The sequence below is a fragment of the Deinococcus soli (ex Cha et al. 2016) genome (assembly GCF_001007995.1).
Lineage (GTDB): Bacteria > Deinococcota > Deinococci > Deinococcales > Deinococcaceae > Deinococcus > Deinococcus soli.
This window is the reverse complement of record NZ_CP011389.1, coordinates 2,611,990-2,638,842: the sequence shown is the minus strand read 5'-3', so window position 1 is coordinate 2,638,842 and position 26,853 is coordinate 2,611,990. Positions and strand designations below refer to the sequence as shown.

Sequence of the window (26,853 nt, the reverse complement as noted above, 5' to 3'; positions counted from 1 at the left end):
GGGCATAGTGTCGGGTGTGGGTTCCGTCCTCTCCCCCTGTACCCCCAAGTCCGAGTGGCGCGCCTGGGCGCGAGCAGCGCGCGCGGAGTTGCCGGACGTATCCGAGCCGATCACGGCGACCCTGCGTGACCTCCTGACGACGCTGGGGGCGCGGCGGGTGCTGGCCTACCGCGCGCTGAGCGGCGAACCCGACGTGAGCGCCCTGGAGCGCGACTTCGAACTGCTCGCCCCGCGCGCCCGCTTCCGCCCTGAACCGCGCCTGACGCTGCACGCCTGGCACACCGCGACGGAGGTCAGCCGCTTCGGGGCGCTGCAACCCCCGCAGGACGCGCCGCAGGTGCCGCTGGGCACCGTGGACGCGATCCTGCTGCCGGGGCTGGCCTTCGACCACGCGGGCGTGCGCCTGGGGTATGGCGGGGGCTTCTACGACCGCCTGCTGCCCGCGTTCCGGGGCGTGACGGTGGGCGTGATTCAGGCGGCCCTGCTGGTGCCGGAACTGCCGCGCGACCCGCACGACTGCCCCGCGCAGTGGCTCGTCACCGAACGCGGCGCGCAGGAGATCCAGTGAAGGCGTTCCGGGCTGCGGCCACCGCGACCGTCCTGGCCGGGATGCTCGACCGGCCGCGCCCCCACCAGATCGCGGAGGCGGCGATGGTCGCCACGCTGGCCGCCGAAGTCACCCGCGAGACGCCGGGGCGGGACGCGCGGGACACCCTCACCCTGCTGCTGTCCCTGGGGGCCGCGGCGCTGGGCGGTGTGACCATCGCCCGGTCCACGCACCAGCCCGACCCGCGCGGGAACCCCGGCGCCTTCCTGGGCGGCGCGACGTGGTACGCGCTGGCGCAACTCCTGACCGTCACGCTGCTGTGGCGGCGCGGCGCGCGGCCCCACACCGGCCACTGGCCCGCGCGCATGGCCGGACTGCTGCTCGGCGCGGGCCTGCTGATCCGGCACGACCCCGAAAGCCTCCCGGTCCTGAGCGGGTACGGGGCGCTGCTGAACCTCATGGCACTGCTGGCCGCCGACCCCCGACTGGCCCGCGCGCACCCCGACGCGGCGCGCCTGCTGAGGCGGGGCGGGTGGATGTTCGTCGCCTCGGACCTGCTGATCCTCGTGCGCCGCTACCTCCTGCGGGACCGGCTGAGCCGCGCCCTGACCGAGGGCGTCATGCTCGCCCTGTACGCCGGGGCGCAACGGAACCTCACGCGGGGGCTGATGCTCCTTACCCGTCGATCCTGAGTTCCATCTGCGCCTCACCCGCGCGGTCCGCGACGAGGGCGCGCGCCACCGCGTCCGGTCCGAGCGCGCCGCGCGGCACGCGGCCCACCTGCGCCCACAGGCCCGTCTCCACCGCGGGCGGCTGCACCAGCGTGATCCCGACGCCCCGGTGTTCCAGCCGCGCGACCTCCGCCGCGCGGGCCAGCGCCGCCTTGCTCGCCGCGTACTGACTGAAGCCCCGCGCGGTCACCAGTTCCGGCCGCGCGCCCAGCAGGTACACCCGCCCACCCGGCGCCAGCCGCCCCAGCCCGTGCTTCATGACCCACAGCGCTCCGAAGTAATTGGCGTTCCACACAGAGCGGACGTGCGTGGGGTCCGCGTCCCGCAGCGGCTCGGGGTGCGCCGCGCCCGCCGCGTACACCAGGGTGTCCAGCTCCGGAGCCGCCTCCAGCAGCGTGCGGACGTGACTCTCGAAGCCCACGTCCGCCGCGCGGCCAGTCACGCCCAGCTCGGAGGCCAGCGCCGCCAGTCGCGTCTCGTCCCGCCCGGAGAGGGTCAGCGTGTGCCCAGCGGCCGCAAAGGCCCGCGCCGTCGCCGCGCCGATCCCGCCCGTCGCGCCCAGAATCAGGGTATGCATGCCGGTAGTAGGCGACGCCCGGCGCGCCGGAACCGTCGGAGGGCACACCGAACCAGCCCGGCAGCCATCCTTTAGGTGGGCGACAGGTGATCGCGCATGGCCCGCGCCTGCGCCTCGAACCCCGCCTGCACCCACCGCACGGGCACGAGAGCCGATGCCGGACCGTGAAAGACCTCCTCGGTGGCATAGGCCGTGTCGCCATTCGGCAGCTGCCGCAGGGTCTGCACCCGCTCCGACCGCAGCAGGCCCCAGCGGGCCAGAGGACTATCGTACCGCCAAGCGACCAGCGCCGCGCCACCCGCCGGGGGCTGCACGCGCGTGACCTGCTCGTCGGAGTGCATGAACCGGCCCCCGCACCAGGGGAGCTTGAATCGCATCCGCACGCCCTCGGCAGCACGTACAGCCCCCGTGACCTCCACCACGAACGGATTCCAGCTGCCGTACGCGCTGAAATCCACCAGCAGCTCGAAGACCCGCTCCAGGGGAGCCTGCACGGTGATCTCGGTCCGGGCGACACGGGGCATGAGAGCGAGTCTACCGGGTGCAGCGCGCCGCCACGAGGCAGCGACCTCTACCCGCCCAGCGTCCAGCTCTGCACGGGCTGGTAGGCGCCGCTCGGGCCGGGCTTGCGCATCCAGACGAGTTCGGTGGCCGTGAAGATTAGCGGCTGCGGGAAGGCCTGCCCCGCCGCATCCAGCAGCGCATCCAGGCTTGCGTCCCGCCGCCCCAGGGCGAGCGTGAGATGCGGGGTCATCTGCGGCCCTTCGTACCCGAAGCGGCGCGCGGGCCGCAGGGCATCCAGCAGCGCGAGGTGCAGCCGCACGGCGCCGGGGCCGCGGGCGGGCAGGTACAGGGCGCTGCCGTTCGGGAACACGCGCGGCGCGAGGAGTTCGACCGGGACGGGCGGGGTCGCCGCCGCCACCGCCGGGATGAGGTCCAGCCAGCGCAGGTCGTCGTCCAGGCCACTGCGGGCCTTCACGGTGATGTGCGGGACGGCCGCCGCGTCGCGCACGCCGTGGGCTTCGCGGAACGCCACGATCCGGGCCTCAATGTCCGGTGGCGGGCGCAGCGCCAGCAGGTGCGATGGGCTCACGGGACGGGCGGGTCGGTCAGGGCGTCGCGCACCATCAACGCGTGGAGGACGTCCAGGATGCCCGCGTGATTCTCGCGGTCCGTGCCGGAGTGCGCGCGGGTCGCGGCCCACCACGCCTGCTTGCGGTTCAGGAGGTCCGGGTCAGCCTGAGCGACCGCCCGCGCGTGCAGGGCATGACGGGCGTTCCGGGTCAGGGGGCGAGCGTCGGCCTGCGCGGGCACGCCCCGCAGGTACCCGTGTTCGGCCAGGGAGACGAACGTGGAGCGTGGGCAGCCCTTGTTCAGCGTGCTGGGTTTCGCGGTCACGAGCTTCTGCGCGGCGGCCCAGGCGTCGCGGGGCGTGAGGCCCTGCCGGGCACCCTCAAGCGCCCAGCCGGTCAGCTGATCGTACACCGTTCCACCCTGACGTTTTTTAGCCTGTGGAACGCTCTTTTTCCCGGTCGCCATTCTCCAGCGTACACCCCCCGGCCGTCCAGACCGCCCGGACGCTCTGGGGGTGGGTCGGCTACAGTTTCAGGTGTGAACCAGTCCCCCACCGAGCCGCTGAAGCGGACGCCCCTGCATGCCGCGCACCTGCGCGCCGGAGCCCGAATGGTGCCCTTCGGCGGGTGGGACATGCCCGTGCAGTACGCGGGCGTGAAAGCCGAACACGACGCCGTGCGCAACGCAGCCGGCGTGTTCGACGTGTCCCACATGGGCGAATTCCGCGTGCAGGGCAGCGGCGCGCTGGCGTTCCTGCAACACGTCACCACCAACGACGTCAGCAAGCTGAAACCCGGCCGCGCGCAGTACAACTGGCTGCCGGGCGTCTCGGGCGGCCTCGTGGACGACATCTACATCTACATGGTTGCCCCTGACGAGTACCTGACAGTCGTGAACGCCAGCAACATCACCAAGGACTGGACGCACCTGAACGCGCACGCGGGCGAGTTCGACGTCACCCTGACCGACGAGAGCGACCGCTGGGGCCTCCTGGCCGTGCAGGGCCCCCAGACCGAGAGCCTGCTGCAACCCCACACCGACACCGACCTGAGCAGCAAGAAGAAGAACGCCTTCTTCCCCGCCAAACTGTTCGGCTTCGACGTGATGCTCGCCCGCACCGGGTACACCGGCGAGGACGGCTTCGAGGTGTTCACGGACGCCAGCGAGGCCGAAACCGTCTGGGACAAACTCCTGGCGATCGGCCTGACGCCCGCCGGGCTGGGCGCGCGCGACACCCTGCGCCTCGAAGCGGGCTTCCCCCTCTACGGGCACGAGTTCAGCGACACCATCCACCCGCTGAGCAGCACGTACAGCTGGGTCGTGAAGGACAAGACCCACGTCGGCCACGAGCACATCCGCACGACCCCCACCCAGACCCTCGTGGGACTGAAACTGGAGCGCGTGCCCGTCCGCGAGGGCTACCCCGTCAAGGTCGGCGGCGAGGTCGTCGGACACGTCACGAGCGGCACGAGCAGCCCCACCTTCGGGCACCCCATCGCCATGGCCCTCGTGAACGCCGAGCACGCCGGAGCGGACGTCTTCGACGTCGAGGTGCGCGGCAAGGACCACCCCGCCACCCGCGTCGCGCTGCCCTTCTACAAACGCTGACCCGCCGCCCACGTAGGCCCGCACACACCCCCCGCGCCTGAAACCCGGAGAATACGACCATGACCACCACCCCCACCGAACTGAAGTACGCCGCCTCCCACGAATGGCTCGCCGCGGACGGCACCGTCGGCATCACCGACTTTGCGCAGGAGCAGCTGGGCGACGTCGTGTACGTCGAACTGCCCGAAGTGGGCCGCGTCGTCGAGGCGGGCGAGACCATCGCCGTGGTCGAGAGCGTCAAGACCGCCTCTGACATCTACGCGCCCGCCAGCGGCACCATCGTGGCCGTGAACGACGCCCTGACCGGCACCCCCGAACTCGTCAATAGCGCCCCCTACGAGGGCGGCTGGCTGTTCAAGCTTGACGTGACCGGCGAGGGTGACCTGATGGACGCCGCCGCGTACGAAGCCGCGAACAACTGACCTGAACGGGTGACCGGGAGCGCCACTCGGTGGCCCCCTCACCCCCAGCCCCTCTCTGCTTCTCAGCTCGTTGAGTCCCACAGGGGGAGAGGGGGGTTCAACATTCTTTTTCTCCCTCTCCCACGAGGGGAGAGGGCCGGGGTGAGGGGGCGTGTGACCCGCTTCACCGCCCCACCCCCAGGAGTACTTCATGACCCGTTCCCTGACTGATCTGTTGCAGACCGCTGATTTCCTCGACCGTCACGTGGGCCCGACCGCCGCCGAGCAAGCCGCCATGCTCGCGGAGCTGGGCGTGGGCAGCCTGGATGAACTGAGTGACACGACCCTGCCCGAGAGCATCCGCTTCACGGGTGACCTGAACGTGGGCGGCCCGGTCACGGAAGCGCATGCGCTGGCCGACCTGAAGGCGGTCGCGGCGAAGAACAAGGTGTTCCGCAGTTACATCGGCATGGGGTACAGCGGGACGCACACGCCGGGCGTGATCCTGCGGAACATGCTGGAGAACCCCGGCTGGTACACCGCGTACACCCCGTACCAGGCGGAGATCAGCCAGGGTCGCCTGGAGATGCTGCTGAACTTCCAGCAGGCGATCATGGACCTGACCGCCATGCCCGTCTGCAACGCTTCCCTGCTGGACGAGGCGACCGCCGCCGCCGAGGCCATGACGTTGGCCAAGCGCGCGGGCAAGAGCAAGGGCAACACGCTGTACGTGGCGCAGGACGTGCACCCGCAGACCATCGACGTGATCCGCACCCGCGCGGAGTACTTCGGGTACGACATCGTCACCGGCCCCGCCGACGCCGAACTGCCCGAAGGGACCTTCGCGGCCCTGGTGCAGACGCCCGGCACGTACGGCGACCTGCACGACCTCTCCCCCATCGCCGAACGCGTGCACGCCAGCGGCGGCCTGCTGATCGCCGCGACCGACCTGCTCGCCAGCGCCCTCGTGAAACCCGTCGGTGAGATGGGCGCGGACATCGTGATTGGCAGTGCCCAGCGGTTCGGCGTTCCGATGGGCTTCGGCGGGCCGCACGCGGCGTTCCTGGCGTGCCGCAGCGACTTCCAGCGCAGCATGCCCGGCCGCGTGATCGGCGTCAGCAAGGACGTCAAGGGCCGACCCGCGCTGCGCATGGCGATGCAGACGCGCGAGCAGCACATCCGCCGCGAGAAGGCCACCAGCAACATCTGCACCGCGCAGGCCCTCCTGGCGAACATGGCCGCCGCGTACGCCGTCTACCACGGCCCCGAAGGCATCAAGACGATTGCCGAGCGCACGCACCGTATGACGGGCATCCTGGCCGCCGCGCTGCACGAGGGTGGGTTCGTCGTGAGCGAGTCGTTCTTTGACACCATCAGCTTCCACGGTGACGTGGACGCCATCCAGGCACGTGCCGAGGCGAAAGGCATCAACCTCCGCTACCACCGTTCCGAGGGTCGCGGCAGTGACGAGAACCGCGTCAGCGTCAGCCTGGACGAGACCGTCACCGTGGCTGACCTTGCGGACATCATCGAGGTCATCACGGGCAAGGCTGCCGACGTGCTGGCGCTGGACGGGCAGGCGGTGGACGGCATTCCCGCCGATCTGAAGCGCACCTCGGACTACCTCTCGCACCCGGTGTTCAACACGCATCACAGCGAGCACGGCATGCTGCGCTACCTGAAGAGCCTGGAGAACAAGGATTACAGCCTGACGCACGGCATGATCCCGCTGGGCAGCTGCACCATGAAACTGAACGCCACGACGGAAATGATTCCCGTGACGTGGCCCGAATTCGGCCAGCTGCACCCCTTCGCGCCCGCCGACCAGACGGAAGGGTACGCGGAGATGCTGGCGGAACTGGAGGCGTGGCTGGCGGACATCACCGGGTACGACGCCGTGAGCCTCCAGCCGAACAGCGGCGCGCAGGGTGAGTACGCGGGCCTGCTGGTCATCCGCAAGTACCACGAGAGCCGGGGCGAGGCGCACCGCACCATCTGCCTGATTCCCGCCAGCGCGCACGGCACGAACCCCGCGAGTGCGGCCATGATGGGCATGCAGGTCGTCGTCGTGAAGACCGACGCGGACGGCAACATCGACATGGACGACCTGAAAACCCAGGCGGAGAAGCACAGCGAGAACCTGGGGGCGCTGATGATCACGTACCCCAGCACGCACGGCGTGTACGAGGAACGCGTCATGGAAGCGTGCGAACTGATCCACCAGCACGGCGGGCAGGTGTACCTGGACGGCGCGAACATGAACGCCCAGGTCGGCCTGACCAAACCCGGCCTGATCGGCAGCGACGTATCCCACCTGAACCTGCACAAGACCTTCGCCATTCCCCACGGGGGCGGCGGCCCCGGCATGGGCCCCATCGGTGTGAAAGCGCACCTCGCCCCGTTCCTCCCGAACCACGCCGTGCGCCCCACCTCTGACAGCAGCACCGGGGCCGTCAGCGCCGCGCCGTACGGCAGCGCCAGCATCCTCCCCATCAGCTACCTGTACATCCGCCTGCTCGGCGCACGCGGCCTGAAAGTCGCCACGCAGGTCGCCCTGCTGAACGCCAACTACATCGCCCACCACCTCAAAGGCGCGTTCCCCGTCCTGTACACCGGCCGCAACGACCGCGTCGCGCACGAGTGCATCATCGACCTGCGCCCCCTGAAGGCCGAGAGCGGCATCAGCGAGGAGGACGTTGCCAAGCGCCTCATGGACTACGGCTTCCACGCCCCCACCATGAGCTTCCCCGTCCCCGGCACGCTGATGATCGAACCGACCGAGAGTGAACCCAAAGCGGAACTCGACCGGTTCATCCAGGCGATGCTCGGCATCCGCCGCGAGATTCAGGACGTGCAGGACGAACTGATCACCGCCGCTGACAGCCCGCTGAAGCACGCGCCCCACACCCAGGCCGACCTGATCGACATGGACTGGAACCGCGCGTACAGCCGCGAAACCGCCGCCTACCCCACCCAAACGCAGAAACAGTGGAAGTACTGGCCCAGCGTCAACCGCGTGGACAATGTCTACGGCGACAGAAACTTCGTGTGCAGCTGCCCACCCGTCGAGGACTACATCGAGGCGTAAGCCCAGAGCGTCCGTGACTCAGAGAGCCTCCCTATCCGGGGGGCTTTCTTCGTTCAGTCCTACGTTCCAGCAGTCCCGGAGGAACGTTTTCCCCGAGCCGTCATGCGCGAAGCGAGCGGGCCTTCCAATGGGGTCGGCAGGACGGCGTCGAGGCCGGACACGTCACCGTCCATCCCAGCAACACGACGCGAGCAGAAACTCTTGCCGAGCGCAGCGACTGCTCCCCCTGCCCCTCTGGGGTACTCGTATGAGCCGCTTGCGGAGGGGGCTGGGGCAGCACCCAGACAGACAAAATGGGCAGGCAAAAAAAATTCCGCCCTCTTCGGCGGTGTTAAAAGTAGGATACCCCGATATGCAGACGGTGTCAACGATCAATTCCCGCTCTGAATTCTGCCTTCTAGGACAGCATTTCGAACTGAGAGACTTCGGCAGGTTCTGAATAGTCGGGCCAGCCACCGCTCACTCCTGACCCGACCTCTCACTTGTTCAGTTCAGCCCGAGGCGTTCGCGCAGGCTGGGCAGGCGGGTGGTGTCGTCCACGAGCCGCTGGTCGTGCGTGTAGTCGTCCGTCTCCTCGACCACCCAGTCGCGGTTCAGGTGCCGGGCGAGACCGCGCACGAGTTCGGGGAAGGTGAGGGCGTCGTGGGCGTTGCTGTCCAGGTGGACGGTGCCGCTGGTGCCGTCCTGCGCGAGGGCTGCGAGGGCGTGGGCGGTGTCGGTCATGAAGGAGGTGGCGGGGGTCCAGTGGCGGCTGGCGCGAATGACGCCGTGCTGGTCGTGTTGTGCCTGGAGTTGCTGGGTCATGTTGTTGCCGGTGGCGGTGGGGTGGATCTGCCAGCCGATACGGGCGATGACGGCGCGGGGGTGGGCGGTGCGGATGGCGTGTTCGGTGCGGGCTTTCAGCTGGCCGTAGTCGTCCTGCGCGGTGGTAGGGTCGCCTGCGTGGTGCGGGCCGTCTGGGTGGTGGTGGAAGACCATGGCGGTGCTGGTGAACACGAACGGCAGGTCGTGCGTGTGGGCGTGCGTGGCGAGGGCGTGCGCCCAGGCTTCGCTGCCCAGGGCGAGGTGCAGGATGCCCTGGGGGTTCAGGGCTTGCAGGTAGGCGTGGGCGGCGGCGCTGTCGTCGGCGGGGGTGGTGTGGCGGTCCCAGCCGGTGACGGTGTGCCCCTGGGCTTGCAGGGCGTGGGCGACGTGCGGGGCGAGGGTACCGGTCAGGCCGGTGACGAGCCAGGGTCGGGTCATGGGGTGCAGTGTACGGACAGGACCGGGCAACAGGGCGGGGGGCCGCGCCCCGGTGTGGCGTGCGGCCCCCTGCCCATCTGTGCTGTCTGGTCTGTTTGCTCAGCGTTTGCTGCTGTGGTCGCCTTCCTGGAATTCTTCGATCATCTTGGCGTTGAAGGCGGGGATGTCGTCGGGGTTGCGGCTGGTGACGATCCCTTTGTCCACGACGACCTGCTGGTCGATCCATTCGGCGCCGCCGAGGGTCAGTTCGTGTTTCAGGCTGGGCCAGCTGGTCATTTTCAGGCCTTTGCTGATGCCGGTTTCGCTGAGGCTCCAAGGGCCGTGGCAGATGGCGGCGATGGGTGCGCCGTGGTCGTAGAACGCGCGGACGAACTTCATGGCGTAGGCGTCCAGGCGCAGCTTGTCGGGGTTGACGGTGCCGCCGGGCAGGAGGAGGCCGTCGTAGTCGCTGGGGTTGGCCTGCGTGACGGTGTGGTCGACGTCGTACTTGTCCTGGGGTTCCATGTCGCCTTTCATGCTCTGGATCTGCCCGGCCTTGAGGCTGATGAGGTGCGTGGTGGCCCCGGCGGCCTCCAGCGCCTCGCGGGGTTTCACGAGTTCGACCTGTTCGACGCCGTCGGCGGCGAGGATGGCGATGGTTTTGCCTTTCAGGGGTTGGTCGGTCATGCGTTCAGGTTGCCGTGTGGGTAGGGGTTGGGGCGTGATGGGGGTCTGAAGGGGCGTTGAGGCGGGGTTGAGGGCGGCTTGAGTTGGTGTGGGTTCTTGCCTTGCGCGCCCGGGGCGTGTGATGGGGTGGGAGGCATGACACTGACTGAGGAGTTCGCGAAGGCCTTGCAGACCGCCGAGCAGTCCGGGGACGTTTCGGGGTTGGTGGCCCTGCACGCGGGGGACGTGACGCTGCGGAACCTGACGCAGCAGACGTGGGAGGGCGCGGAGGGTGCGCGGGCGTTCTGGGAGGCGTACCTGGGGAGTTTCGAGGAGGTGCGCAGTGAGTTCTCCCGCGTGCAGGAGGAGGGGGGTCTGGGCGTGCTGGAGTGGGTGGCGTCGGGTCGCCTGCCGGGTGGGCGGGAGATCTCGTACCGGGGCGTGAGCCTGCTGGACGTGCAGGACGGGAAGGTGGGGGCGTTCCGCACGTATTACGACAGCGCGGCGTTCGTGGTGGTGACCCCCGCCTGACCGTCGAGTAAAGAACGCGCCCGCCCCGGCACAGAGGCCTGGGGCGGGCAGTTTTTTCCCTCTCCGCTGGGGAGAGGGAGGGGTGAGTGGTCGTTACTTGTCCGTGCCGGGCGTGGTCACTTCGACGGCGGTGAGGGTCTCGGTGACGCGGAAGGTGTGGGGGGCGCCAGCGGGCACGTGGTAGGAGTCGCCGGGCTGGAGGCTGACGGTTTCGCCGTTCACGATGAGGTCAACCTTGCCTTCGATGACGTACCCGAGGGTTTCGTACTCGTGGGTGCTCTCGGGTTTGTCGGCGTTGGGTTCCTCGCGGTGCCACAGGCGCATGCTGCTCTGCTGCCCCTTGACGAGGTGATGCTCGCCGTCAGTGCCGTGGGTGGTGTCGCTCTGGCTGACCTTGTAGGGGCTCATGGCGTTCAGCGTGCCCCGCGCGGGTGGGCGCGGGCGTGATGGGCGCCTGAAGGGAAGTTCACGAGGGGTTGGGCGGAACTTGAGGCGGGAGGCTCACTCGGATAGGGGTTCTACTCCTCTCCCGTGAGGCGGGAGGCCGGGCGGCGCGTTGCTCTTACTCCTCCCCTTGAGGGGGGAGGCCGGGAGGGGGTGTCCACGGGCACCGCCCGTCTCTTTTCCCCTGCTTTTGCCTGTGCCCGCGTCATGTCTCCCGCGCTGGCCTGCGCCCTGTGTTCCGCGCGTGCCTGCGCCCGGCATCGTGGGCGGGCGTGCCCGTTCCCGTGCTGGACGCATGCTCCGGATGCTCGGTTTTTTTTGTCGTCTCAGTCGCATTTTTGGGCCTCTGGCGGGTTGGGCGGGTGTGGGGTACACTGGGCGTCTCCGGCTGCCCGGTGGGTGGCTGTCTGAAAGGGGGTGAGGTGCTGCCGTGGGAACGAAAGAAGAGGTTCGTTCGCGCCTGAACATTGCGGATGTGGTGGGCGAGTACGTACAGCTCTCCCCCGCCGGGCGCGGCCGCCTGAAGGGGTTGTGCCCGTTCCATAAGGAGAAGTCGCCGTCGTTCCAGGTGGATACGGAGCAGGGCTACTTCTACTGCTTTGGCTGTAAGGCGGGCGGGGACGTGTTCAGTTTCGTGCAGCGCACTGAGAACCTGAGTTTCGGTGACGCGATGCGCAAGCTCGCGGAGCGCGCCGGGATTCAGGTGGAGGCGCGGTACGGCGAGCGGTCAAGTCGGGACGTGTTCGATGTGAACGCGTTCGCGCTGGCGTACTTCCGTGAGCACCTGCACGGGCCTGCGGGCGAGGCGGCGCTGGCGTACCTGCGGCGGCGGGGCCTGACGGACGCGACGATCGAGTCGTTCGAGATCGGCTTCGCGCCGGACGGCTGGGACGGCCTGCTGAAGCACGCGCGGGTGAAGGGCGTGTCGGAACGGCAGCTGCTGGAGGCGGGCCTGCTGATCGAGAACCCGGAGTCGGGCCGGGTGTACGACCGCTTCCGCGCGCGGGTGATGTTCCCCATCCGCGATCACCTGGGGCGGCTGGTGGGCTTCGGGGGGCGGGTGCTGGACGACAGCAAGCCCAAGTACCTGAACACCCCCGAAACAGACGTGTTCCGCAAGGGTGAACTGCTGTACGGGCTGGACAAGGCCCGCCTGGGCCTGAAGAACGGCGGCGAGCTGGTGGTGGTGGAAGGGTACATGGACGTGATCACCATGCACCAGCACGGCTTCACCGGGGCGGTGGCGAGCCTGGGCACGGCCCTGACCGCCGAGCATGCGACGCTGCTGGAACGGCTGGGCGCGCAGAGTCTCGTGCTGCTGTTCGACCGCGACGAGGCGGGATTGAAGGCGACCCTGTCGGGGTTGGATCAGGTGCTGGGCGCGAAGTTTCGCGTGCGCGCCACGAGCGTCCCCAGTGGGAAGGATCCGGCGGACACCCTCCTGGCGGGGGATATCGAGCAGCTGCGGACGGCCCTGAGCAGCGGTCTGGACGAGGTCCGGTACCGCGTGCAGGCCGCCATCGAACGGCACGGGGTGGGCACCAGCGAGGGCAAACGCCGCATCCTGATGGAACTCCTGCCCCGCATGCAGAACCTCGACCCGCTGGACGAGATCGCCGAGGGCGTGCGCGGCGCGGCGTGCGAGACGCTCGGCATCAAGCCCGAGGCGCTCATGGAATGGATCGCCAGCAAGGCCAAGCGGCGCACCCTGACGGACACGCATCTGGCGGGCATGACGAGCACGCGCAGCGAGGAGGACCGCGAACTGGCCCTCCTGAAGCAGCTGCTCGTCGACCCGTCGCTGCTGGCGAAACTGGACGGCAGCATGCCGTGGCGCAACGAGTCGGTGCGTAAGGTGATGCTGGCCGCGCGCGGCGCGCAGACGCCCGACGACATTCTGGACGTGTTCCGCGGGCAGCCCGAGGAACAGCTCCTGATCCGCCTGATGTTCGAGGGCCGCGACGCGGGCACCATCGGCCGGGAGAACAGCCAGCAGTACGAGCAGAAGGTCAGCGGCTACGCGGCCGCCGCCGTGGACGACATTCAGGTGACCCTCAGCATCGACGCGATGCGCGCCGAGGTCGACCTGCTGAAAAAACAGGTGCCGGGGGCCGCGCCGACCGAGCAGCTGGGCCTCCTGCGGCAGATTCAGGATCTCCAGCGCGCCATCGAAGCCGAGAAACGCGTGCGCGGCGCCGCCAGAGCGTAAGGCGCGCCCCTCACCCGCCCCTGCGGGGCACCCTCGCCCACGAGGGGCGAGGGTCGAAAAAATTCCCTCTCCTCTTGTGGGGGAGGGAAAGACTCGCAGAGCTGCGCAGCAGTGGAGTGGAGCGACGGAAGGGTGAGGGGGCGTGTGACCACCCCCGTTCTCACTCTCCCGTTACACTTCCCCGCCCCATTCCAGCCCGTGCTGTGTCCACGCGGCTTCGATGTGCGTGAGGACGTCCAGCGGGAGGGGGCCCTGCTGGACGAGGTCGATGTTGCGTTCGAGGTTCTGGATGCTGGCGGTGCCGACGATGGCGCTGTGAACGCCGGGGGCGTACGCGGTGAAGCGCAGGGCGAGGTCGAGCCAGTCGAGTCCGGCCTGCTGGCGGATGGATTCCATGTTCAGGGTGCGCAGGCGCTCCCAGTAGGTTTCGGCGTAGTCGCCTTCGGGGCGGTCCGTGAAGCGCCAGGCGGCGTTGGCGATGGGGCGTTTGGCGATGACGCCCATCCCCGCGTCGTTGGCGGCGGGCAGCAGCTGGCGGCGGCTGAACTGGTCGGCGAGGTTGACGCTGGTCTCGACGCTGCCGAAGCGGCCGCTCTGGATGGCCCAGGCGAGAGCCTCGTTCTCGCCGCTGTACGCGGCGACGCGGATCAGGCCGTCGCGCCGGGCGTCGTCGAGCGCGCCGAGGAGGTCGTCGCGGCGCAGGGTCTCGGCGGGGCAGGAGTGCAGGTGGAAGATGTCGATCCAGTCGCAGCGCAGCCGCGTGAGGGCCTGTTCGATGCCCAGGCGGATCGCCTGCGGCGTCCAGTCGTCGGCGCCGCCTACGCTGTACCCGCCCTTGCTGCTGAGGATGAAGTCGTGTCGGCGGTACGCGAGGTGCCGCCCAATGCGTTCCTCGCTGAGGCCGTAGCCGCGCGCGGTGTCGACCAGGGTGATGCCCCGGTCGATGGCGCGGTTGAGCAGGGTGCCCGCGTGGTCTTCACTCAGTGCGCCGTCGCCGATCTGCCCGGCGCCCAGGCCGAGGAGGCTGACGCGCAGGCCGGTGGTGCCGAAGTCCCTCTGTTCCATGACGGGTATTGTGCGCCGCTGAGCTCCAGTTCGTGGTGACCCCAGCTTTCCGTTGCGTTGATGGGCGCACGGCCCACCGCTCCTCAGCCTGGCACGCGGCTGTTCCCGGTGCGCTGCTCGGGTCAGGTTCAAGGGCTTACCGGACGGCCGCGTTCATGTCCTCCCGGGCGTCCTGTTCGGCACGGAACTGCAGTTCGTACAGGTCGCGGTACAGGCCGCCCGCCGCGAGGAGCTGCGCGTGGGTGCCGTCCTCGGTGACGCGTCCGGCGTCCATGACGAGGATCCGGTCGGCGTTCCGGATGGTGCTGAGGCGGTGGGCGATGACGAAGGTGGTGCGGCCCTGCATGAGGCGTTCCAGCGCGGCCTGCACGAGCGCTTCGGATTCGTTGTCCAGGGCGCTGGTGGCCTCGTCGAGGATCAGGATGCGGGGGTCTTTCAGAATGGCGCGGGCGATGGCGACCCGCTGGCGTTGCCCGCCGCTGAGTTTCACGCCGCGCTCCCCGACGACCGTGTCGTACCCCTGCGGGAACGCGGTGATGAACTCGTGCGCGTTCGCGGCGCGGGCGGCGGCCTCCACTTCGTCGGGCCTCGCGCCGGGGCGGCCGTACAGGATGTTCTCGCGGATACTGCCGCTGAACAGCAGCGTCTCCTGCGGCACGAGGCCCACCTGGGCGCGCAGGTCGGCCAGGGCGTAGTCGCGCACATCCCGCCCGTCCACGCGCAGGGTGCCGCCCGTGACGTCCCAGAAGCGCGGGATGAGGTTCACCAGGGTCGTCTTCCCCGCCCCGCTCGGCCCGACCAGGGCGACGACCTGCCCGGCGGGGACGTCCAGGGTCACGCCGCGCAGCACGGCGGCCCGCCCGCCCTCCACGCTGTCACCGTCGTACGTGAAAGACACGCCGTCGAAGGACACGCGGCCCTCCGCGCGTGCCAGAGGGGCGGGCTGCGCGGGCTGCGGCAGGTCGCTGCGTTCGTCCAGCAGTTCGAAGATGCGGCCCGACGCGCCCAGCGCCTCCTGGAACTGGTTGAACACGCCGGTCAGCGCGACGACCGTGCCGCCCACCTGCAGCGCGTAGAACAGGAACGTCACGAGGTTCCCCGGCGTGAGGCTGCCCGCCATGACCAGCCGCCCGCCGTACCACAGGACCACGGCCAGCGCGCCGAAGGTCAGGAAGCTCATCACGCCCGCCATGAGGGCCTGAAGCCGGGCGCGTTTCAGGGCGGCCAGGAAACTCTGCGTGACGCCCTGCCCGTAGCGGCCCTCCTCCAGGCCCTCGGCGGTGAAGCTCTGCACGACGCGCACGCCGCTGATGGCCTCCTCGGCGCTGGCGTTCGCGCCTGCCACAGCGTCCTGCACCTCGCGGCTCACGCGGCGGATGCGCCGCCCGATGGTCACGGCGGTGCCGATCACCAGGGGGATGACGGCCAGGGTCAGCAGGCTCAGGCGCGGGCTGGTGGTCACGAGCAGCGCCACGGCGCCCACCAGACTCACGGACTGCGCCGCCAGCTGCGCCAGCGCCGTACTCGTGACCGTCTGCACGGTGCCCACGTCCGACGTCAGGCGGCTGGTCAGGTCACCGGTCTTGTGCTCCCCGAAGAAGCGGGGCGAGAGCGTCAGCAGGTGCGCGAACACCGCCCGGCGCAGGTCCGCCACCACGCCCGCCCCCACCCGGGACAGCAGGAACGACTGCGCCGCCCCGAACACCGCTGACAGTGCGAAGATCCCCAGCAGCGCCACCACCGTCCGGTCCAGCTGCGACGTGTCCGTCGACCCGACCTTCAGGAACGACGCGTCGATCAACCGCCCGAACAACGCCGGGAACACCAGATTCAACCCACTGGAGATCAGCGTGGCGACCACGCCCACCACGAACACCCAGCGGTACGGCCGCGCGAACGCCAGCAGGCGCACCAGCTGACGCGGATCGCGCTTCACACGTGGCGCATCCGGACTGAGGGGTAAGGCAGCGCGGCCAGGACGGGAGAACATACGCACAGGGTACGCGGGAAGCAGGAAGGCAGTAGGGAGTGGGGTGTGGGAAGTGGGAACACAGGCTGCTTCGCAGCGGAACCCCTCAGTCAGCTGCGCTGACAGCTCCCCTCCCTGCGGGCTCTGCGAGTCAAGGGGAGCCTGAACCCAGGCTTCTGCCAGAGCGAAACAAAGTCGATCAGTGGCCCGCACCATCCGCCCTGCCCGCTGCCGCACACCACCACCGGCCGTCGTGCGCGCAGCGCGCGGGCCGACGTGGGGGGCGGCAGGATGGCGTCGAGGCCGGACCCGTCACCACCTGACACGAACAAGCCGCATCGAAAGAATCTCTTGCCCAGTGCAACGCAAACCCCCCCTGCCCCTCTGGGGCAGGGGGCTGGGGGGTGGGGTGATCAGTGAAATCTCAGGCCAGCGCCGCTTCGGGCGCCACGTACGCCAGTTCGAACGCGTCGGCGACGCCCTGGTACGTGAGTTTGCCCTGGTGGGTGTTCAGGCCGAGCATGAGGGCCTTGTTGCGGTGCAGGGCGTTCACGCCGTGGTCGGCGAGGAGGAGGGCGTAAGGGAGGGTCTGGTTGGTGAGCGCGAAGGTGCTGGTGCGGGGGACGGCGCCGGGCATGTTGGCGACGCCGTAGTGGATCACGCCGTCGACGGTGTAGGTGGGGTCGTCGTGGGTGGTGGCGTGGATGGTTTCGACGCAGCCGCCCTGGTCGACGGCGACGTCGACGATGACGCTGCCTTCGGGCATGAGTTTCAGCATGTCACGGGTGACGAGGTGGGGGGCTTTGGCGCCGGGGATGAGGACGCCGCCGATGAGGAGGTCGGTGGTGGGGAGCAGGTCGCGGATGTTGGCTTCGCTGCTCATCATGGTGGTGAGCTTGCCGAAGAAGACGTCGTCGAGGTACGCGAGGCGGCGTTGGCTGACGTCGAGGATGGTGACTTTGGCGCCGAGGCCCATGGCCATCTTGGCGGCGTTGGTGCCGACGACGCCGCCGCCGATGATGGTGACGTGGCCGGGTTGCACGCCGGGGACGCCGCCGAGGAGGACGCCGCGTCCGCCGACGGGTTTCTGGAGGTGGTACGCGCCGGCCTGGACGCTGAGGCGGCCCGCGACCTCGCTCATGGGGGTCAGCAGCGGCAGGCTGCCGTCGTCGAGTTGCACGGTTTCGTAGGCGACGCCGGTGGTGCCCGCTGCGAGGAGAGCGTCGGTGAGGGGGCGGTCAGCCGCGAGGTGCAGGTACGTGAACAGCAGGAGGTCGGGGCGGAGGTAGTGGTACTCGCTCTGGACGGGTTCCTTGACTTTCACGACCATCTCGGCGGCCCAGGCGTCGTCGGCACTGCCAAGGGTGGCGCCGGCGCCCACGTAGTCCTGATCGGCGATGCCGCTGCCGAGGCCGGCGCCGTGCTGGACGGTGACGGTGTGGCCGCGGCGGACGAGGGTGGCGACACCGCCGGGGGTGAGGGCGACGCGGTTTTCCTTGACCTTGATTTCTTTCGGGAGTCCGATGTGCATGGTGTGACCTCGCGGGCCGCGCAGGTGTCTCCTGCCGGCGGGTTGATGCTGTGTTGAACGCAAGATTAACAGTTGGTGACGCAATCAGGATTGCCCGCACATGCCCTTTCCGGGCCATACCCCGCAACAGGGTTGCGCCGATCTGCTAGAATGCGCTCCATCATGTCTCAGAGTGATCTGGATGCCATCGACCGGCAGATTCTGGGGATCCTGCAACGGGACGCCCGCATTCCGAACACGGAACTCGCGGACGAGATCGGCCTGACCCCCGCCCCCACCCTTCGCCGCGTGCGCCGCCTAGAGGAGGAGGGGGTCATTCAGCGGTACGTGGCGCTGCTCGACCCGAAGACCGTCGGGCGCGAACTGATGGTGATCGTGCGCGTCACGCTGGACAAGCAGACCAAGGCGGGCTTCGAGGAGTTCGCCAAGAAAATGCAGGACCGGCCCGAGGTGCTCGAATGCTTCCTGTGCCTGGGGGACATCGACTACCTGCTGAAGGTGTCCGTGCCGGATCTGGACGCGTACCAGCACTTCCTGGTGAACACCCTGGCCGCCATTCCCGGCGTGCGGAACACCGCCAGCACGATCGTCGTGAAGCAGGAGAAGTACACGACCAGCCTTCCACTGGACTAGCCTCCCGCTGGAGTGCCCGGACCCGGTACGCTGGGCGCATGAACACGAGACAGGGGTTCTGGGCGGACCTGTGGGCGTTCCTGCTGGACGAGGCGTTGCGCTGGATCATCGTGGCGGTGTCTGTGCTGCTGGCCGGGGCGGGCATCCTGCTGCTGGACTGGCCCGCCTGGACGATCCTGGCCGTGCCTGCCGTGCTGATCGGCGCGGGCCTGTGGGCGCTGAACCGCTGGGGCCCGGAACGCCCCCGCTGACCAGAGTCGCGCCGAACCTCAACGAACCTGAATCCGGCGGCGCGGGGCAGGCCACCGCCTCTCATGGAGGCTGTGGAAGACTGGGGCATGTCCCGACGTGCCCTGATCACCGTTTCCGTCCTGATGGGTGCCGCACTGGTCGCCTGCGCGCCCGCCGCCACCACGCCAGCTGGTACGGCTCCGGCCACCACGGTCCCGGCGCCCGTCACCGCCGCGCCGGTCTCCCCCACTCCCGCGGCGACCGCGCCCGCCCCGGTGCTGAGCTTCCAGGCGATGCCGGAACTGACGCAGGCCCCGGTGCGGTCGTTCAGCAGCGCACCCGCGCAGATCATCGACCCGAACAAACGCTACCGCGCGATCCTGAAGACCAGTCAGGGGGACGTGACCCTGGACCTATACCCGAAGGTCGCGCCTGCCGCCGTGAACAACTTCGTGTTCCTCGCACTGAACCACTTCTATGACGGCACGCGCTTCCACCGCGTGATCGACGGCTTCATGGCGCAGGGCGGCGACCCTCTGAGCGCCGACCCCGCCCAGCAGGCGAACTGGGGCACGGGCGGTCCCGGGTACCAGTTCAGCGCGGAACTCGTCAGTGGCGTGCGCTTCGACAGGGCCGGGGTGCTGGGCATGGCCCGCTCGCAGAGCCTCAGCTCGCAGGGCAGCCAGTTCTTCATCACGGTCGCGCCCGCCGATTTTCTCAGCGGGAACTACACGGTGTTCGGGCAGGTCATCGGTGGACAGGACGTTCTGAACCGCCTGCAACGCAACTACACGGGCAGTGGCCCGATTGCTGGGGCAGGCGCGGACACGCTGCTGGGCGTGCAGATCCTTCAGGAGCAGTGAGTTTTCAGGTCTGAGCTGTGAGCAACAGCAGCGCAAGCAACGGCTCTGCCCGAAGCTCGCCTCAGAGCCCACAGCTCAGAGCCCCACATCCCCCAAGAGTGTCTCTTCCCGGCCCAGCACGCGGGCCCTTTAGACTGTGGGCATGCGTGTTCGCCGTCTGATTCCTGTTGCGTTGGCTGCTGGCGCGGCCCTGTACCTGCGTGGCGTGTACCGCTACCGTGACCCGGTGCGCCTCCCGAAGGTAGGGGCGGGCGAGGTCCTGAGTGCCGCCGACGGCGTGGTGGGGTTCGTGCGGCGGGTGGAGGACGGCCGCACGGACGGGCTGGACGTGCCGGCGCTGCTGGGCACGCCGGGCGCGGCGGACGGCTGGCTGATCGGGGTGACCGTCGGGCCGCTGGACGTGCATTACGTGTTCCAGCCGGTGTCGGGCGCGGTGTCGTACGCGACGCACGTGGGCGCGCGGGCGAACGTGCCGCTGCTGGACGCGGCAGGCACGCTGGGCGCGCTGACGGGCCGCGCGGTGGATACGCTGGTGACGCGCGGGGCACTGGAGAACGAGCGGCAGGCGGCGGTGATCGCCACGCCGGACGGGGACGTGACGGTGACGCTGGTGGCGGGCCGCGCGGGCCTGAGCGGCACGTCCTTCACGCGGGAGGGGGACGAGGTGCGCGCCGGGTACAAGGCCGCGTTCCTGCAGGAGGGCGGGCTGGTGCTGCTGCACGTGCCGCTGGCGTTCATGCCCGCCGTGAGGGTGGGGGACCGCGTGACGGGCGCGGAGACGGTCGTGGCCCGCCGGGGCTGAACACCGCAGGGGTCACGGAGAAGGGGGCCGGGGTGGGATATGCTGCCCGGCCCGGCTGGAACCGGGAAGGGGGTGCGGCGTGAAGACGGAATCGAATGAGCAGCGGTCGGAGCGGCACTCGCCGGAACGGGTCGCGGAGCGGCTGGTCGCCGACCGCAAGGTGCGCGCCGTGGCGCAGGCCGGAAGTCACGGTACGGAGTTCCAGTGGGCGGGGAGCGTCCCGACGTTCGTGACGTTCGAGCGTGGCCTGCTGAGCGCCCATTCGGACGCGCGGGCGGGCGTGACCGTCGAGCGGTTCCCGTTCGAGAATCTGGAGGCGTGGCGCGACTGGGACGTGGCGCGCGCGGAGGCGCCGCTGGCGCTGCTGGCGACCAGCCGGGTGCTGTACGACCCGACCGGGCATTACGGGCGTATCCAGCGGACGCTGTGGAACCTCAGTGCGTCGCAGCGGGCCGCGCACCGCGCCGAGCTGCTGCTGAACGCGCAGGACGCCCTGATCGCCGCGCGCGCCGCGCACACGGGCGCCGGGCACGGCGTGCAGGAGCAGCTGCTGGCCCTCGCGGATGCCCGCGAGATCGCGCTGACGCTGCTGTACCCGGCGCTGCTGACGTGGCTGCACCTGTGGCCGGAATTCGAGATCCGCCTGCCGCACGCGTGGCGCGCCTCGGCCGGGCTGCGCTTCCCGAAGGCGGTGTACCACCTGGAGAGCCTGTACGCGTTCGGCGGTGAGCCGGAGGCGCGGCGGGTGCTGCTCGCCACGCGCGGGCTGGGCCTCGTGGAGCAGGAGCGTCGGGCGCGGGCCGCGTTCCAGGCCGGGTACTACGACGGCGCGGTGCGCTACCTGCGCGACGAGACCGCCCGCACGCACCGCGAGGATCTCCAGCGGTGGCTGAATCTTACGCCCGCGCGGCGCGAGAAGCTCGGCACACTGATGGGCGTCACGCGCTCCCCGCTGGGGCCAGCGGCGCTGAACATCGTGCAGGAGCTGCTGGACGCCGTGCGCGAAGGCGAGTAGAGCTGAGGCTGTGTCTCTCCACGCATGAAAGGGGCGAGCCGATCACTGGCTCGCCCCTTCGGTTCGTTCTGGTTTACGCGCTGGCCGTTTCACTGTCGAGAACGTTGTTCGTCCGGACGGTGATGGTGCGTTTCTGGGCGGCTTCGCTGCGGGGCACCTTGATGGTCAGGGTGCCGTGTTGCAGGTCCGCCTCGACCTTGGTGAGGTCGTACTTGGCGGGCACGTTGAAGGTGCGGGCCAGGGTGCCGTGGGCGCGTTCGACGCGGTGCGCGGTGCGGCCCTCGCGGCGGTCGTAGGCGCGGGTGGCCTGCACGGTCAGCGTCTGGTTCTCCGCCTCGATCTGCAGCTGATCCGGAGTCACGCCGGGCAGGTCGAGCGTGAGTTCGAGGCCGTACTCGTCCTCGTGCACATCGACGGGCGGGGCGAAGCGGGTGGGCGCGGCGGCCTGGCCGAAGGCGCGGTCCATGCGCTGGGTGAGTTCCTCGATTTCACGGAAGGGATCAAATCGCATCATGTGAGTACCTCCTAGAACTGGAAGCGCCGCGCACCCGAACAGAACATCTGAGTACCTCGCGCTCAACTGTCACCATAGTAAAACCTGAGTGCCAGTATGTCAAGTTTAGTGCGCCTTAAGCTCCCCTCTGTGGTCGGACAGGCCGCATGACACCTCCCCGCGCAGCGGTGTACACTCCTCAAGGCTGCGCCACGGCGCGTCCTACAACCCCACACCCCGTCCCTTTCCCGGCAGTCCCGTGAGGCTGCACCCGCCCCGTGAGGCAGGAGAAGGAGCACCATGACCCACCCAACCCCCACCCGTCAGCCCGCGCTGCACGGCCTTTTTTTTATGGCCCGCACCGGAGGCAGAGCGTGACGCCCAAAGCCACGATCCTCACCGCCGACGAGGTCCGCCGCGCCCTGACCCGCATCGCGCACGAGATCATCGAACGCAACAAGGGCGCCGAGAACCTCGCCCTGATCGGCGTACACACCCGCGGCATCCCCCTGGCCCGCCGCCTCGCCGAGAAGCTCAGCACCCTGGAAGGCGTGGACGTTCCCACCGGCATGCTGGACATCACCCTGTACCGCGACGACCTGAGCGAGGTCGCCCAGCAGCCCATCATCCGCGAGACGCAGGTGCCGTTCGACCTGCGCGACCGCCGCGTGATCCTCGTGGACGACGTGCTGTACACCGGCCGCACCGTCCGCGCCGCGCTGGACGCCCTGATCGACCTCGGCCGCCCCGCCGGGATCCAGCTGGCCGTGCTCGTGGACCGCGGGCACCGCGAACTGCCGATCCGCGCCGACTACGTCGGCAAGAACCTCCCCACCGCCGCCAGCGAGGTCGTGAAGGTCAAACTCCAGGAAACCGACGACGTGGACAGCGTCGAACTGTGGGACATGGAGGCGCTGCGATGAACGCCCCCACCAGCATGGGCGCCCGCCCACCCCACCTCCTGGACTTCCAGGACTGGACGCCCGAACGCCTGCACGCCATCCTCGACAACGCCGACACCATGCTCCAGGTGCTCGACCGGCCCGTGAAGAAGGTCCCGGCCCTTCAAGGCCTGACCGTGTGCAACGCGTTCTTCGAGAACAGCACCCGCACCCGCACCAGCTTCGAACTGGCCGCCCGGCGCATGAGTGCCGACGTCCTCACCTTTGCCGCCGGGGCCAGCAGCGTCAGCAAGGGCGAATCCTTACGCGACACGTTGGAAGTCCTGACCTCCTACAAGGTCGACGCGTACATCGTCCGCCACCACGCCGCGGGCGCCGCGCATCTGGTGGCCCGCTACAGCGGCAAACCCGTCATCAACGCCGGGGACGGCCGCCGCGCCCACCCCACCCAGGCGCTGCTTGACGCGTACACCATCCGCCAGGAATACGGCAGCCTGGAAGGCAAGAAGGTCGCCATCCTCGGTGACGTCCGCCACAGCCGCGTGGCGCGCAGCAACGCCGAACTGCTGCCCAAACTGGGCGCGCAGGTCGTCCTGTGCGGCCCCGCCACCCTCCTCCCCCCCGGCCTCGCGCAGATGCCCGGCGTGACCCTCACCACCGACCCTAAGGAGGCCGTCCGCGGCGCACACGCCGTCATGGCCCTGCGCCTTCAGCGCGAACGCATGAGCGGCGGGTTCCTCGGCAGCCTCCAGGAATACGCCGACACCTACCAGGTGAACGACACCCTGCTGAAAGAAGCCGAGAGCGGCGCCATCGTCCTGCACCCCGGGCCCATGAACCGCGACCTGGAAATCAGCAGTGACGCCGCCGACGGCCCCCAGAGCCGCATCCTGAAACAGGTCGAGAACGGGCAGGCCATCCGCATGAGCGTCCTGTACCACCTGCTGGTCGGACGGAACTGACCCTTGCCGGGCGCGCCCTCCATCGTGGTGCCGGACATCCACGGCTGCTCCCACTTCCTGGAGTGGGTGGAGGCGCGCTTCCCGGACCGTTCGCTGATCCTGCTGGGCGACCTGCTGTACCGGGGCCCGGATTCACGCGCGGCCCTGCGGCGCGCCCTGGGCTGGGCCGAGTCGGGCCGCGCGACGCTGCTGTGGGGCAACCACGAACACTGGGTCTGCACCGAGGGTCTGAACCTGACGGGCCGGGCCCGCACCGCGTGGTTCCGCGAGCACGAGGCCGAGGTCGTCGCCCAGTACGAGGCGGCCGGGGATGACCTGAACGCCTTCATCACCGATCTGGAACGCTTCCGGGCGCTGGCGCGGCCGTACGTCGTGGAGGGGCCGATGCTCTGCGCGCACGCGGCCCGCCCCAGCCTGGGCGCGCACGCCGACGACCTGCTGGACACCGGGTACCTGTGGGACACGCCCGACATGGGCCTGCACCCCCTGCCCACGCACCTGCACCCTGCCCTGACGTACTCGGTACACGGCCACAAGCCGCAGCGTGAGCCGGTCGTGGATCTGCACGGTGAGGGCGTGGTGTACCTCGATCTCGGCTCGGCCTCCACCGGCCGCTTCGGCGTGTGGGACGCCCAGTCCAGATCCATTCATCTGTACGACGAGTCCTGAGGCTCGCTGGAGGACACATGATCACGATTACGAACATCAAGCGCGTCGGGTCGGAGAAGACCGAGAGCGTCACCATTGAGGGCGGCCTGATCAAGGGCTGGAACCTGCTGGAAGAGGGCGACATTATTGACGGGCAGGGCGGCACGGTCGCGCCCGCGCTGATCGAGCTGCACGCGCACCTGCGCGAGCCGGGGCAGACGGAAAAGGAGGACCTGAGCAGCGGTCTGGCGGCGGCGGCGGCCGGTGGGTACGGCACGGTGGTGAGCATGCCGAACACCAGCCCGGTCGTGGACGACCCAGCGATTGTGCGGACGCTGATCGAGAAGGCGGCGGGGCTGGGCTTCGCGCGCCTGCGTCCGGCGGCGGCGCTGACGAAGGGCCAGAAGGGCGAGGAACTGGCCGAACTGACCTACCTGAAAGAGGCGGGCGCGGCGATGTTCACGGACGACGGGCGCACGAACGAGAACGCCCGCACGCTGCGCCTAGGGCTGGAGACGGCCGGGAGTCTGGGCATGGTGATCAGCGTGCACGCCGAGGACGCCAGCCTGCGCGCAGACGGGGTGATGAACGAGGGGCCGGTCAGCGAGGCGCTGGGCCTCCCGGGCAACCCGGCGGCGGCCGAGGCGGCGCGCGTGGCGCGGGATATCGAGATCGTGGCGGGCCTGCACGCGCAGGGTGTTCCGGCGCGGCTGCACGTGCAGCACCTGAGCACGGCGCGCGCGCTGGACCTGGTGCGGGCCGCGAAGGCGCAGGGCCTCCCGGTGACGTGTGAGGTCTGTCCGCACCACCTGACCCTGACGGACGAGGCGCTGCGGAGCTTCGACGCGATCTACAAGGTCGCGCCGCCCCTGCGCACGCAGGCGGACGCCGATCACCTGCTGGAAGGCCTGCGGGACGGCAGCGTGGACTGCCTCGCCACCGATCACGCGCCGCACACCCGCGCGGAGAAGGAACGCGACCTGCTGGACGCCCCCAGTGGCATCGCGTACATCGAGCTGGCGTTCCCGCTGATGTACACCCGCTTTGGCGAGACGCTGGGCCTGGAGCGCATCCTGGACCTGATGACCGCCGCCCCGGCGCGCGTCATGGGCTGGGCGGCCCCCACCCTGGACGCGGGGCAGAAGGCCGATCTGGTCATCCTCGACCTGACCACCGAACGCCCCGTGAACCCCGCCGAGTTCAGGAGCAAGGCGAAGTTCACGCCCTGGGCCGGGGAAACATTGAAGGGCTGGCCGGTGCTGACCGTCGTGGACGGCAAGGTCGCGTTCCAGCGGTAGGAGGCACCAAGACGAGGGGTGCCGGGTGGTCGCCCCGGCGCCCCTTTCCGTTCAGCGGTCCAGCCGGAAGATCCGCAGGTCGTCGTGCTCCTCTCCCTGGATCAGGTCCGTGAGGAGGCGGGCGGCCTGCACGCTGTACGTGATGCCGTTGCCACCGTAGCCGAGGGCAAACAGCAGCCGGTCGCCCTTCTCCCGGGGGCCGATGTACGCGAGACCGTCCTTCGTTTCGCCGAAGGTACCCGCCCAGGCGAAGGCCGTTTCCGGGTGGAGGTGCGGGAGGAGCTTCCCGAGCTTCCGTTCCAGGCGTCTTTGCTTGGCGGGCAGAACGCGGTCGCGGCGGGCGGGGTTGTGGTGGTTGTCGTCCTCGCCACCGATGATGACGCGGCCGTCCTGGGTGGTGCGGGCGTACAGGTACGGGCGGGCCGTTTCCCAGATGAGGCACCCGGTGGGCCACAGTTCCCCGTCGGTTTCTGCGATGGGTTCGGTCGCCAGGGCGTAGGAGTTCTTCAGCTGCGCGAGGCGCCTGCCGAGGAACTTCTCGGCTTCGTACCCGGTGGCGACGACGACCCAGCGGGCCTGGATCTTCGCGTTCCGGTCAGTGTGCGCGGTGAAGTCGCCTCCATGCCGGTCTTTGGGCTCGTCCAGGCGGGTGACTTCCGTGCGGTCGTACACCCGCGCGCCCCGTGACTGCGCGCGCTGAAGGAGGTGCTGCGCGAGGCGGTACGGGTCGACCTCGGCGCCGTCGGGGCTGAACAGCGCGGCGGGCGCGGTGATCCCGAAACGGCCCTTCAGGGCATGGGCGTCAAGATGTTCGACGTTCAGTCCGGCGCGGGTGCGGGCGGCGTGTTCCTGCGCGAGCATGCGGGCGTCGCGGCGATTGCTGGCGTAGTACAGGCTGCCCCGCTCGCGGAAGCCGCAGTCGTCGGGGAGTTCGGTGGTCAGGTCGCGCACCATGTCGATCGCCTCGCGGCACAGGTGGTAGGCGCGTTCCGCGTCGGCCTGCCCGATCATGGGGATCAGGTCCACGAGGTTCGTGTCGATCTCGTACTGGAGGAGGGCGGTGCTGGCACTGGTGCTGCCGAACGCGGCGTCGCGCAGGTCGGTCACGACGACGTCCAGCCCGGCGGCACTCAGGCGGTCGGCGAGCAGCGCGCCCGTGATGCCCGCGCCGATGACGAGCACGTCGGCGCTCTCGTCGCCGCTCAGGGGCGGGTAGGTGTGCATGAGGCCGTTGGTGAGGGGCCAGAAGGCGCGTCCGCTGCGGAGATCCATATGCCCGATTCTGGTGGGGTGGCCGCAGGGCCGGGTGGGCGCGTGGCTACGGTTCCCCGTACGGAGCGTTGA

The 26,853-nt window shown here is 69.5% G+C and carries 28 protein-coding genes; 16 read left to right on the top strand and 12 right to left on the bottom strand.

The window, feature by feature from the left end:
• Window positions 1-16 precede the first annotated feature (16 nt).
• Together SY84_RS12840 and SY84_RS12835 are read left to right on the top strand one after the other, a co-directional pair.
• Entirely contained in the window at window positions 17-568 is a 552-nt protein-coding gene (locus SY84_RS12840) for a 5-formyltetrahydrofolate cyclo-ligase (protein WP_046844334.1), read from the top strand.
• Window positions 565-1,239 (top strand): lysoplasmalogenase family protein, encoded by a 675-nt coding sequence (locus SY84_RS12835; protein WP_052751161.1) that lies wholly within the window; start codon window positions 565-567, stop codon window positions 1,237-1,239. Before SY84_RS12840 ends, SY84_RS12835 begins: the two co-directional genes overlap by 4 nt.
• Here SY84_RS12835 and SY84_RS12830 read toward each other — a convergent pair.
• The 4 genes from SY84_RS12830 to SY84_RS16940 all read right to left on the bottom strand — a co-directional run bounded on the left by SY84_RS12830 (window position 1,223) and on the right by SY84_RS16940 (window position 3,394).
• On the bottom strand, window positions 1,223-1,855 hold the full coding sequence (locus SY84_RS12830) for an SDR family NAD(P)-dependent oxidoreductase (RefSeq protein WP_046844332.1): 633 nt from the start codon (window positions 1,853-1,855) through the stop codon (window positions 1,223-1,225). The two genes, SY84_RS12835 and SY84_RS12830, sit on opposite strands and share 17 nt — an antisense overlap.
• 71 nt (window positions 1,856-1,926) lie before the next feature.
• Window positions 1,927-2,379, bottom strand: coding sequence for an SRPBCC domain-containing protein (locus SY84_RS16010; protein ID WP_052751160.1), 453 nt, complete (start codon window positions 2,377-2,379; stop codon window positions 1,927-1,929).
• Window positions 2,380-2,426: 47 nt separating this feature from the next.
• Window positions 2,427-2,948: a 2'-5' RNA ligase family protein gene (locus SY84_RS12820; protein ID WP_046844331.1), complete on the bottom strand. Its 522-nt coding sequence runs from the start codon at window positions 2,946-2,948 to the stop codon at window positions 2,427-2,429.
• Window positions 2,945-3,394, bottom strand: a complete 450-nt coding sequence (locus tag SY84_RS16940; protein ID WP_245621341.1) for a DUF6979 family protein — start codon at window positions 3,392-3,394, stop codon at window positions 2,945-2,947. The genes SY84_RS12820 and SY84_RS16940 overlap by 4 nt, the downstream gene beginning before the upstream one ends.
• A 144-nt stretch (window positions 3,395-3,538) precedes the next feature.
• Here SY84_RS16940 and gcvT point away from each other — a divergent pair, with 144 nt between their 5' ends.
• The 3 genes from gcvT (at window position 3,539) to gcvP (ending at window position 8,026) form a co-directional block, all read left to right on the top strand.
• A complete protein-coding gene (gene gcvT / locus SY84_RS12810) occupies window positions 3,539-4,537 on the top strand; it encodes a glycine cleavage system aminomethyltransferase GcvT (protein WP_419177419.1) in 999 nt (332 codons plus the stop codon).
• Window positions 4,538-4,596: 59 nt separating this feature from the next.
• Window positions 4,597-4,959: a glycine cleavage system protein GcvH gene (gcvH, locus tag SY84_RS12805; RefSeq protein ID WP_046844328.1), complete on the top strand. Its 363-nt coding sequence runs from the start codon at window positions 4,597-4,599 to the stop codon at window positions 4,957-4,959.
• A gap of 190 nt (window positions 4,960-5,149) precedes the next feature.
• Complete coding sequence (gene gcvP, locus SY84_RS12800; protein WP_046844327.1) at window positions 5,150-8,026, top strand: aminomethyl-transferring glycine dehydrogenase; 2,877 nt, start codon at window positions 5,150-5,152, stop codon at window positions 8,024-8,026.
• A gap of 486 nt (window positions 8,027-8,512) precedes the next feature.
• Here gcvP and SY84_RS12795 read toward each other — a convergent pair whose 3' ends face one another.
• Together SY84_RS12795 and SY84_RS12790 are read right to left on the bottom strand one after the other, a co-directional pair.
• Window positions 8,513-9,268, bottom strand: a complete 756-nt coding sequence (locus tag SY84_RS12795) for a sugar nucleotide-binding protein (protein ID WP_052751159.1) — start codon at window positions 9,266-9,268, stop codon at window positions 8,513-8,515.
• A 99-nt stretch (window positions 9,269-9,367) separates the two neighbouring features.
• Window positions 9,368-9,934 carry a type 1 glutamine amidotransferase domain-containing protein gene (locus SY84_RS12790; protein ID WP_046844326.1) on the bottom strand — a complete coding sequence of 189 codons (567 nt, stop codon included), beginning with the start codon at window positions 9,932-9,934 and terminating at the stop codon, window positions 9,368-9,370.
• Between the two features lie 135 nt (window positions 9,935-10,069).
• Here SY84_RS12790 and SY84_RS12785 point away from each other — a divergent pair, with 135 nt between their 5' ends.
• Window positions 10,070-10,444, top strand: a complete 375-nt coding sequence (locus SY84_RS12785; RefSeq protein WP_046844325.1) for a nuclear transport factor 2 family protein — start codon at window positions 10,070-10,072, stop codon at window positions 10,442-10,444.
• A gap of 93 nt (window positions 10,445-10,537) precedes the next feature.
• On the opposite strand, the gene SY84_RS12780 is transcribed toward SY84_RS12785, so the two are convergent.
• Entirely contained in the window at window positions 10,538-10,852 is a 315-nt protein-coding gene (locus tag SY84_RS12780; RefSeq protein WP_046844324.1) for a cupin domain-containing protein, read from the bottom strand.
• 466 nt (window positions 10,853-11,318) lie between these two features.
• Here SY84_RS12780 and dnaG point away from each other — a divergent pair, with 466 nt between their 5' ends.
• Entirely contained in the window at window positions 11,319-13,097 is a 1,779-nt protein-coding gene (gene dnaG / locus SY84_RS12775) for a DNA primase (RefSeq protein ID WP_052751158.1), read from the top strand.
• A gap of 171 nt (window positions 13,098-13,268) precedes the next feature.
• Here the strand turns inward: dnaG and SY84_RS12770 are convergent, their stop codons facing one another.
• The 3 genes from SY84_RS12770 to ald all read right to left on the bottom strand — a co-directional run bounded on the left by SY84_RS12770 (window position 13,269) and on the right by ald (window position 17,662).
• Window positions 13,269-14,162, bottom strand: coding sequence for an aldo/keto reductase (locus tag SY84_RS12770; RefSeq protein ID WP_046844322.1), 894 nt, complete (start codon window positions 14,160-14,162; stop codon window positions 13,269-13,271).
• A 136-nt stretch (window positions 14,163-14,298) separates the two neighbouring features.
• Window positions 14,299-16,152 (bottom strand): ABC transporter ATP-binding protein, encoded by a 1,854-nt coding sequence (locus SY84_RS12765; protein WP_046844321.1) that lies wholly within the window; start codon window positions 16,150-16,152, stop codon window positions 14,299-14,301.
• 403 nt (window positions 16,153-16,555) lie between these two features.
• Complete coding sequence (gene ald, locus SY84_RS12760) at window positions 16,556-17,662, bottom strand: alanine dehydrogenase (protein WP_046844320.1); 1,107 nt, start codon at window positions 17,660-17,662, stop codon at window positions 16,556-16,558.
• Between the two features lie 162 nt (window positions 17,663-17,824).
• Between ald and SY84_RS12755 the strand changes: the two genes are divergently transcribed.
• The 5 genes from SY84_RS12755 to SY84_RS12735 all read left to right on the top strand — a co-directional run bounded on the left by SY84_RS12755 (window position 17,825) and on the right by SY84_RS12735 (window position 21,206).
• Window positions 17,825-18,295, top strand: coding sequence for an Lrp/AsnC family transcriptional regulator (locus tag SY84_RS12755; RefSeq protein ID WP_046844319.1), 471 nt, complete (start codon window positions 17,825-17,827; stop codon window positions 18,293-18,295).
• Window positions 18,296-18,333: 38 nt separating this feature from the next.
• Entirely contained in the window at window positions 18,334-18,546 is a 213-nt protein-coding gene (locus SY84_RS12750; RefSeq protein WP_046844318.1) for a hypothetical protein, read from the top strand.
• An 87-nt stretch (window positions 18,547-18,633) separates the two neighbouring features.
• A complete protein-coding gene (locus SY84_RS12745) occupies window positions 18,634-19,389 on the top strand; it encodes a peptidylprolyl isomerase (RefSeq protein ID WP_046845219.1) in 756 nt (251 codons plus the stop codon).
• Window positions 19,390-19,531: 142 nt separating this feature from the next.
• Window positions 19,532-20,191, top strand: a complete 660-nt coding sequence (locus SY84_RS12740) for a phosphatidylserine decarboxylase (protein ID WP_046844317.1) — start codon at window positions 19,532-19,534, stop codon at window positions 20,189-20,191.
• Between the two features lie 79 nt (window positions 20,192-20,270).
• Complete coding sequence (locus SY84_RS12735) at window positions 20,271-21,206, top strand: hypothetical protein (RefSeq protein ID WP_046844316.1); 936 nt, start codon at window positions 20,271-20,273, stop codon at window positions 21,204-21,206.
• 73 nt (window positions 21,207-21,279) lie between these two features.
• On the opposite strand, the gene SY84_RS12730 is transcribed toward SY84_RS12735, so the two are convergent.
• Window positions 21,280-21,720, bottom strand: a complete 441-nt coding sequence (locus SY84_RS12730) for an Hsp20/alpha crystallin family protein (protein ID WP_046844315.1) — start codon at window positions 21,718-21,720, stop codon at window positions 21,280-21,282.
• Between the two features lie 353 nt (window positions 21,721-22,073).
• On the opposite strand from SY84_RS12730, the gene pyrR reads away from it, so the two are divergent.
• From pyrR to SY84_RS12710, 4 genes are read left to right on the top strand one after another with little or no spacing between them, the layout of a single operon-like run.
• Window positions 22,074-22,622: a bifunctional pyr operon transcriptional regulator/uracil phosphoribosyltransferase PyrR gene (gene pyrR, locus SY84_RS12725; protein ID WP_046844314.1), complete on the top strand. Its 549-nt coding sequence runs from the start codon at window positions 22,074-22,076 to the stop codon at window positions 22,620-22,622.
• The gene (locus tag SY84_RS12720) at window positions 22,619-23,563 is read left to right on the top strand and encodes an aspartate carbamoyltransferase catalytic subunit (protein ID WP_046844313.1); all 945 of its coding nucleotides are present in this window, start codon (window positions 22,619-22,621) and stop codon (window positions 23,561-23,563) included. Before pyrR ends, SY84_RS12720 begins: the two co-directional genes overlap by 4 nt.
• 3 nt (window positions 23,564-23,566) lie before the next feature.
• On the top strand, window positions 23,567-24,232 hold the full coding sequence (locus SY84_RS12715) for a metallophosphoesterase (protein WP_157882984.1): 666 nt from the start codon (window positions 23,567-23,569) through the stop codon (window positions 24,230-24,232).
• Window positions 24,233-24,249: 17 nt separating this feature from the next.
• Entirely contained in the window at window positions 24,250-25,509 is a 1,260-nt protein-coding gene (locus SY84_RS12710) for a dihydroorotase (RefSeq protein ID WP_046844311.1), read from the top strand.
• Window positions 25,510-25,560: 51 nt separating this feature from the next.
• On the opposite strand, the gene SY84_RS12705 is transcribed toward SY84_RS12710, so the two are convergent.
• On the bottom strand, window positions 25,561-26,781 hold the full coding sequence (locus tag SY84_RS12705) for an NAD(P)/FAD-dependent oxidoreductase (protein WP_046844310.1): 1,221 nt from the start codon (window positions 26,779-26,781) through the stop codon (window positions 25,561-25,563).
• Window positions 26,782-26,853: the final 72 nt, after the last annotated feature.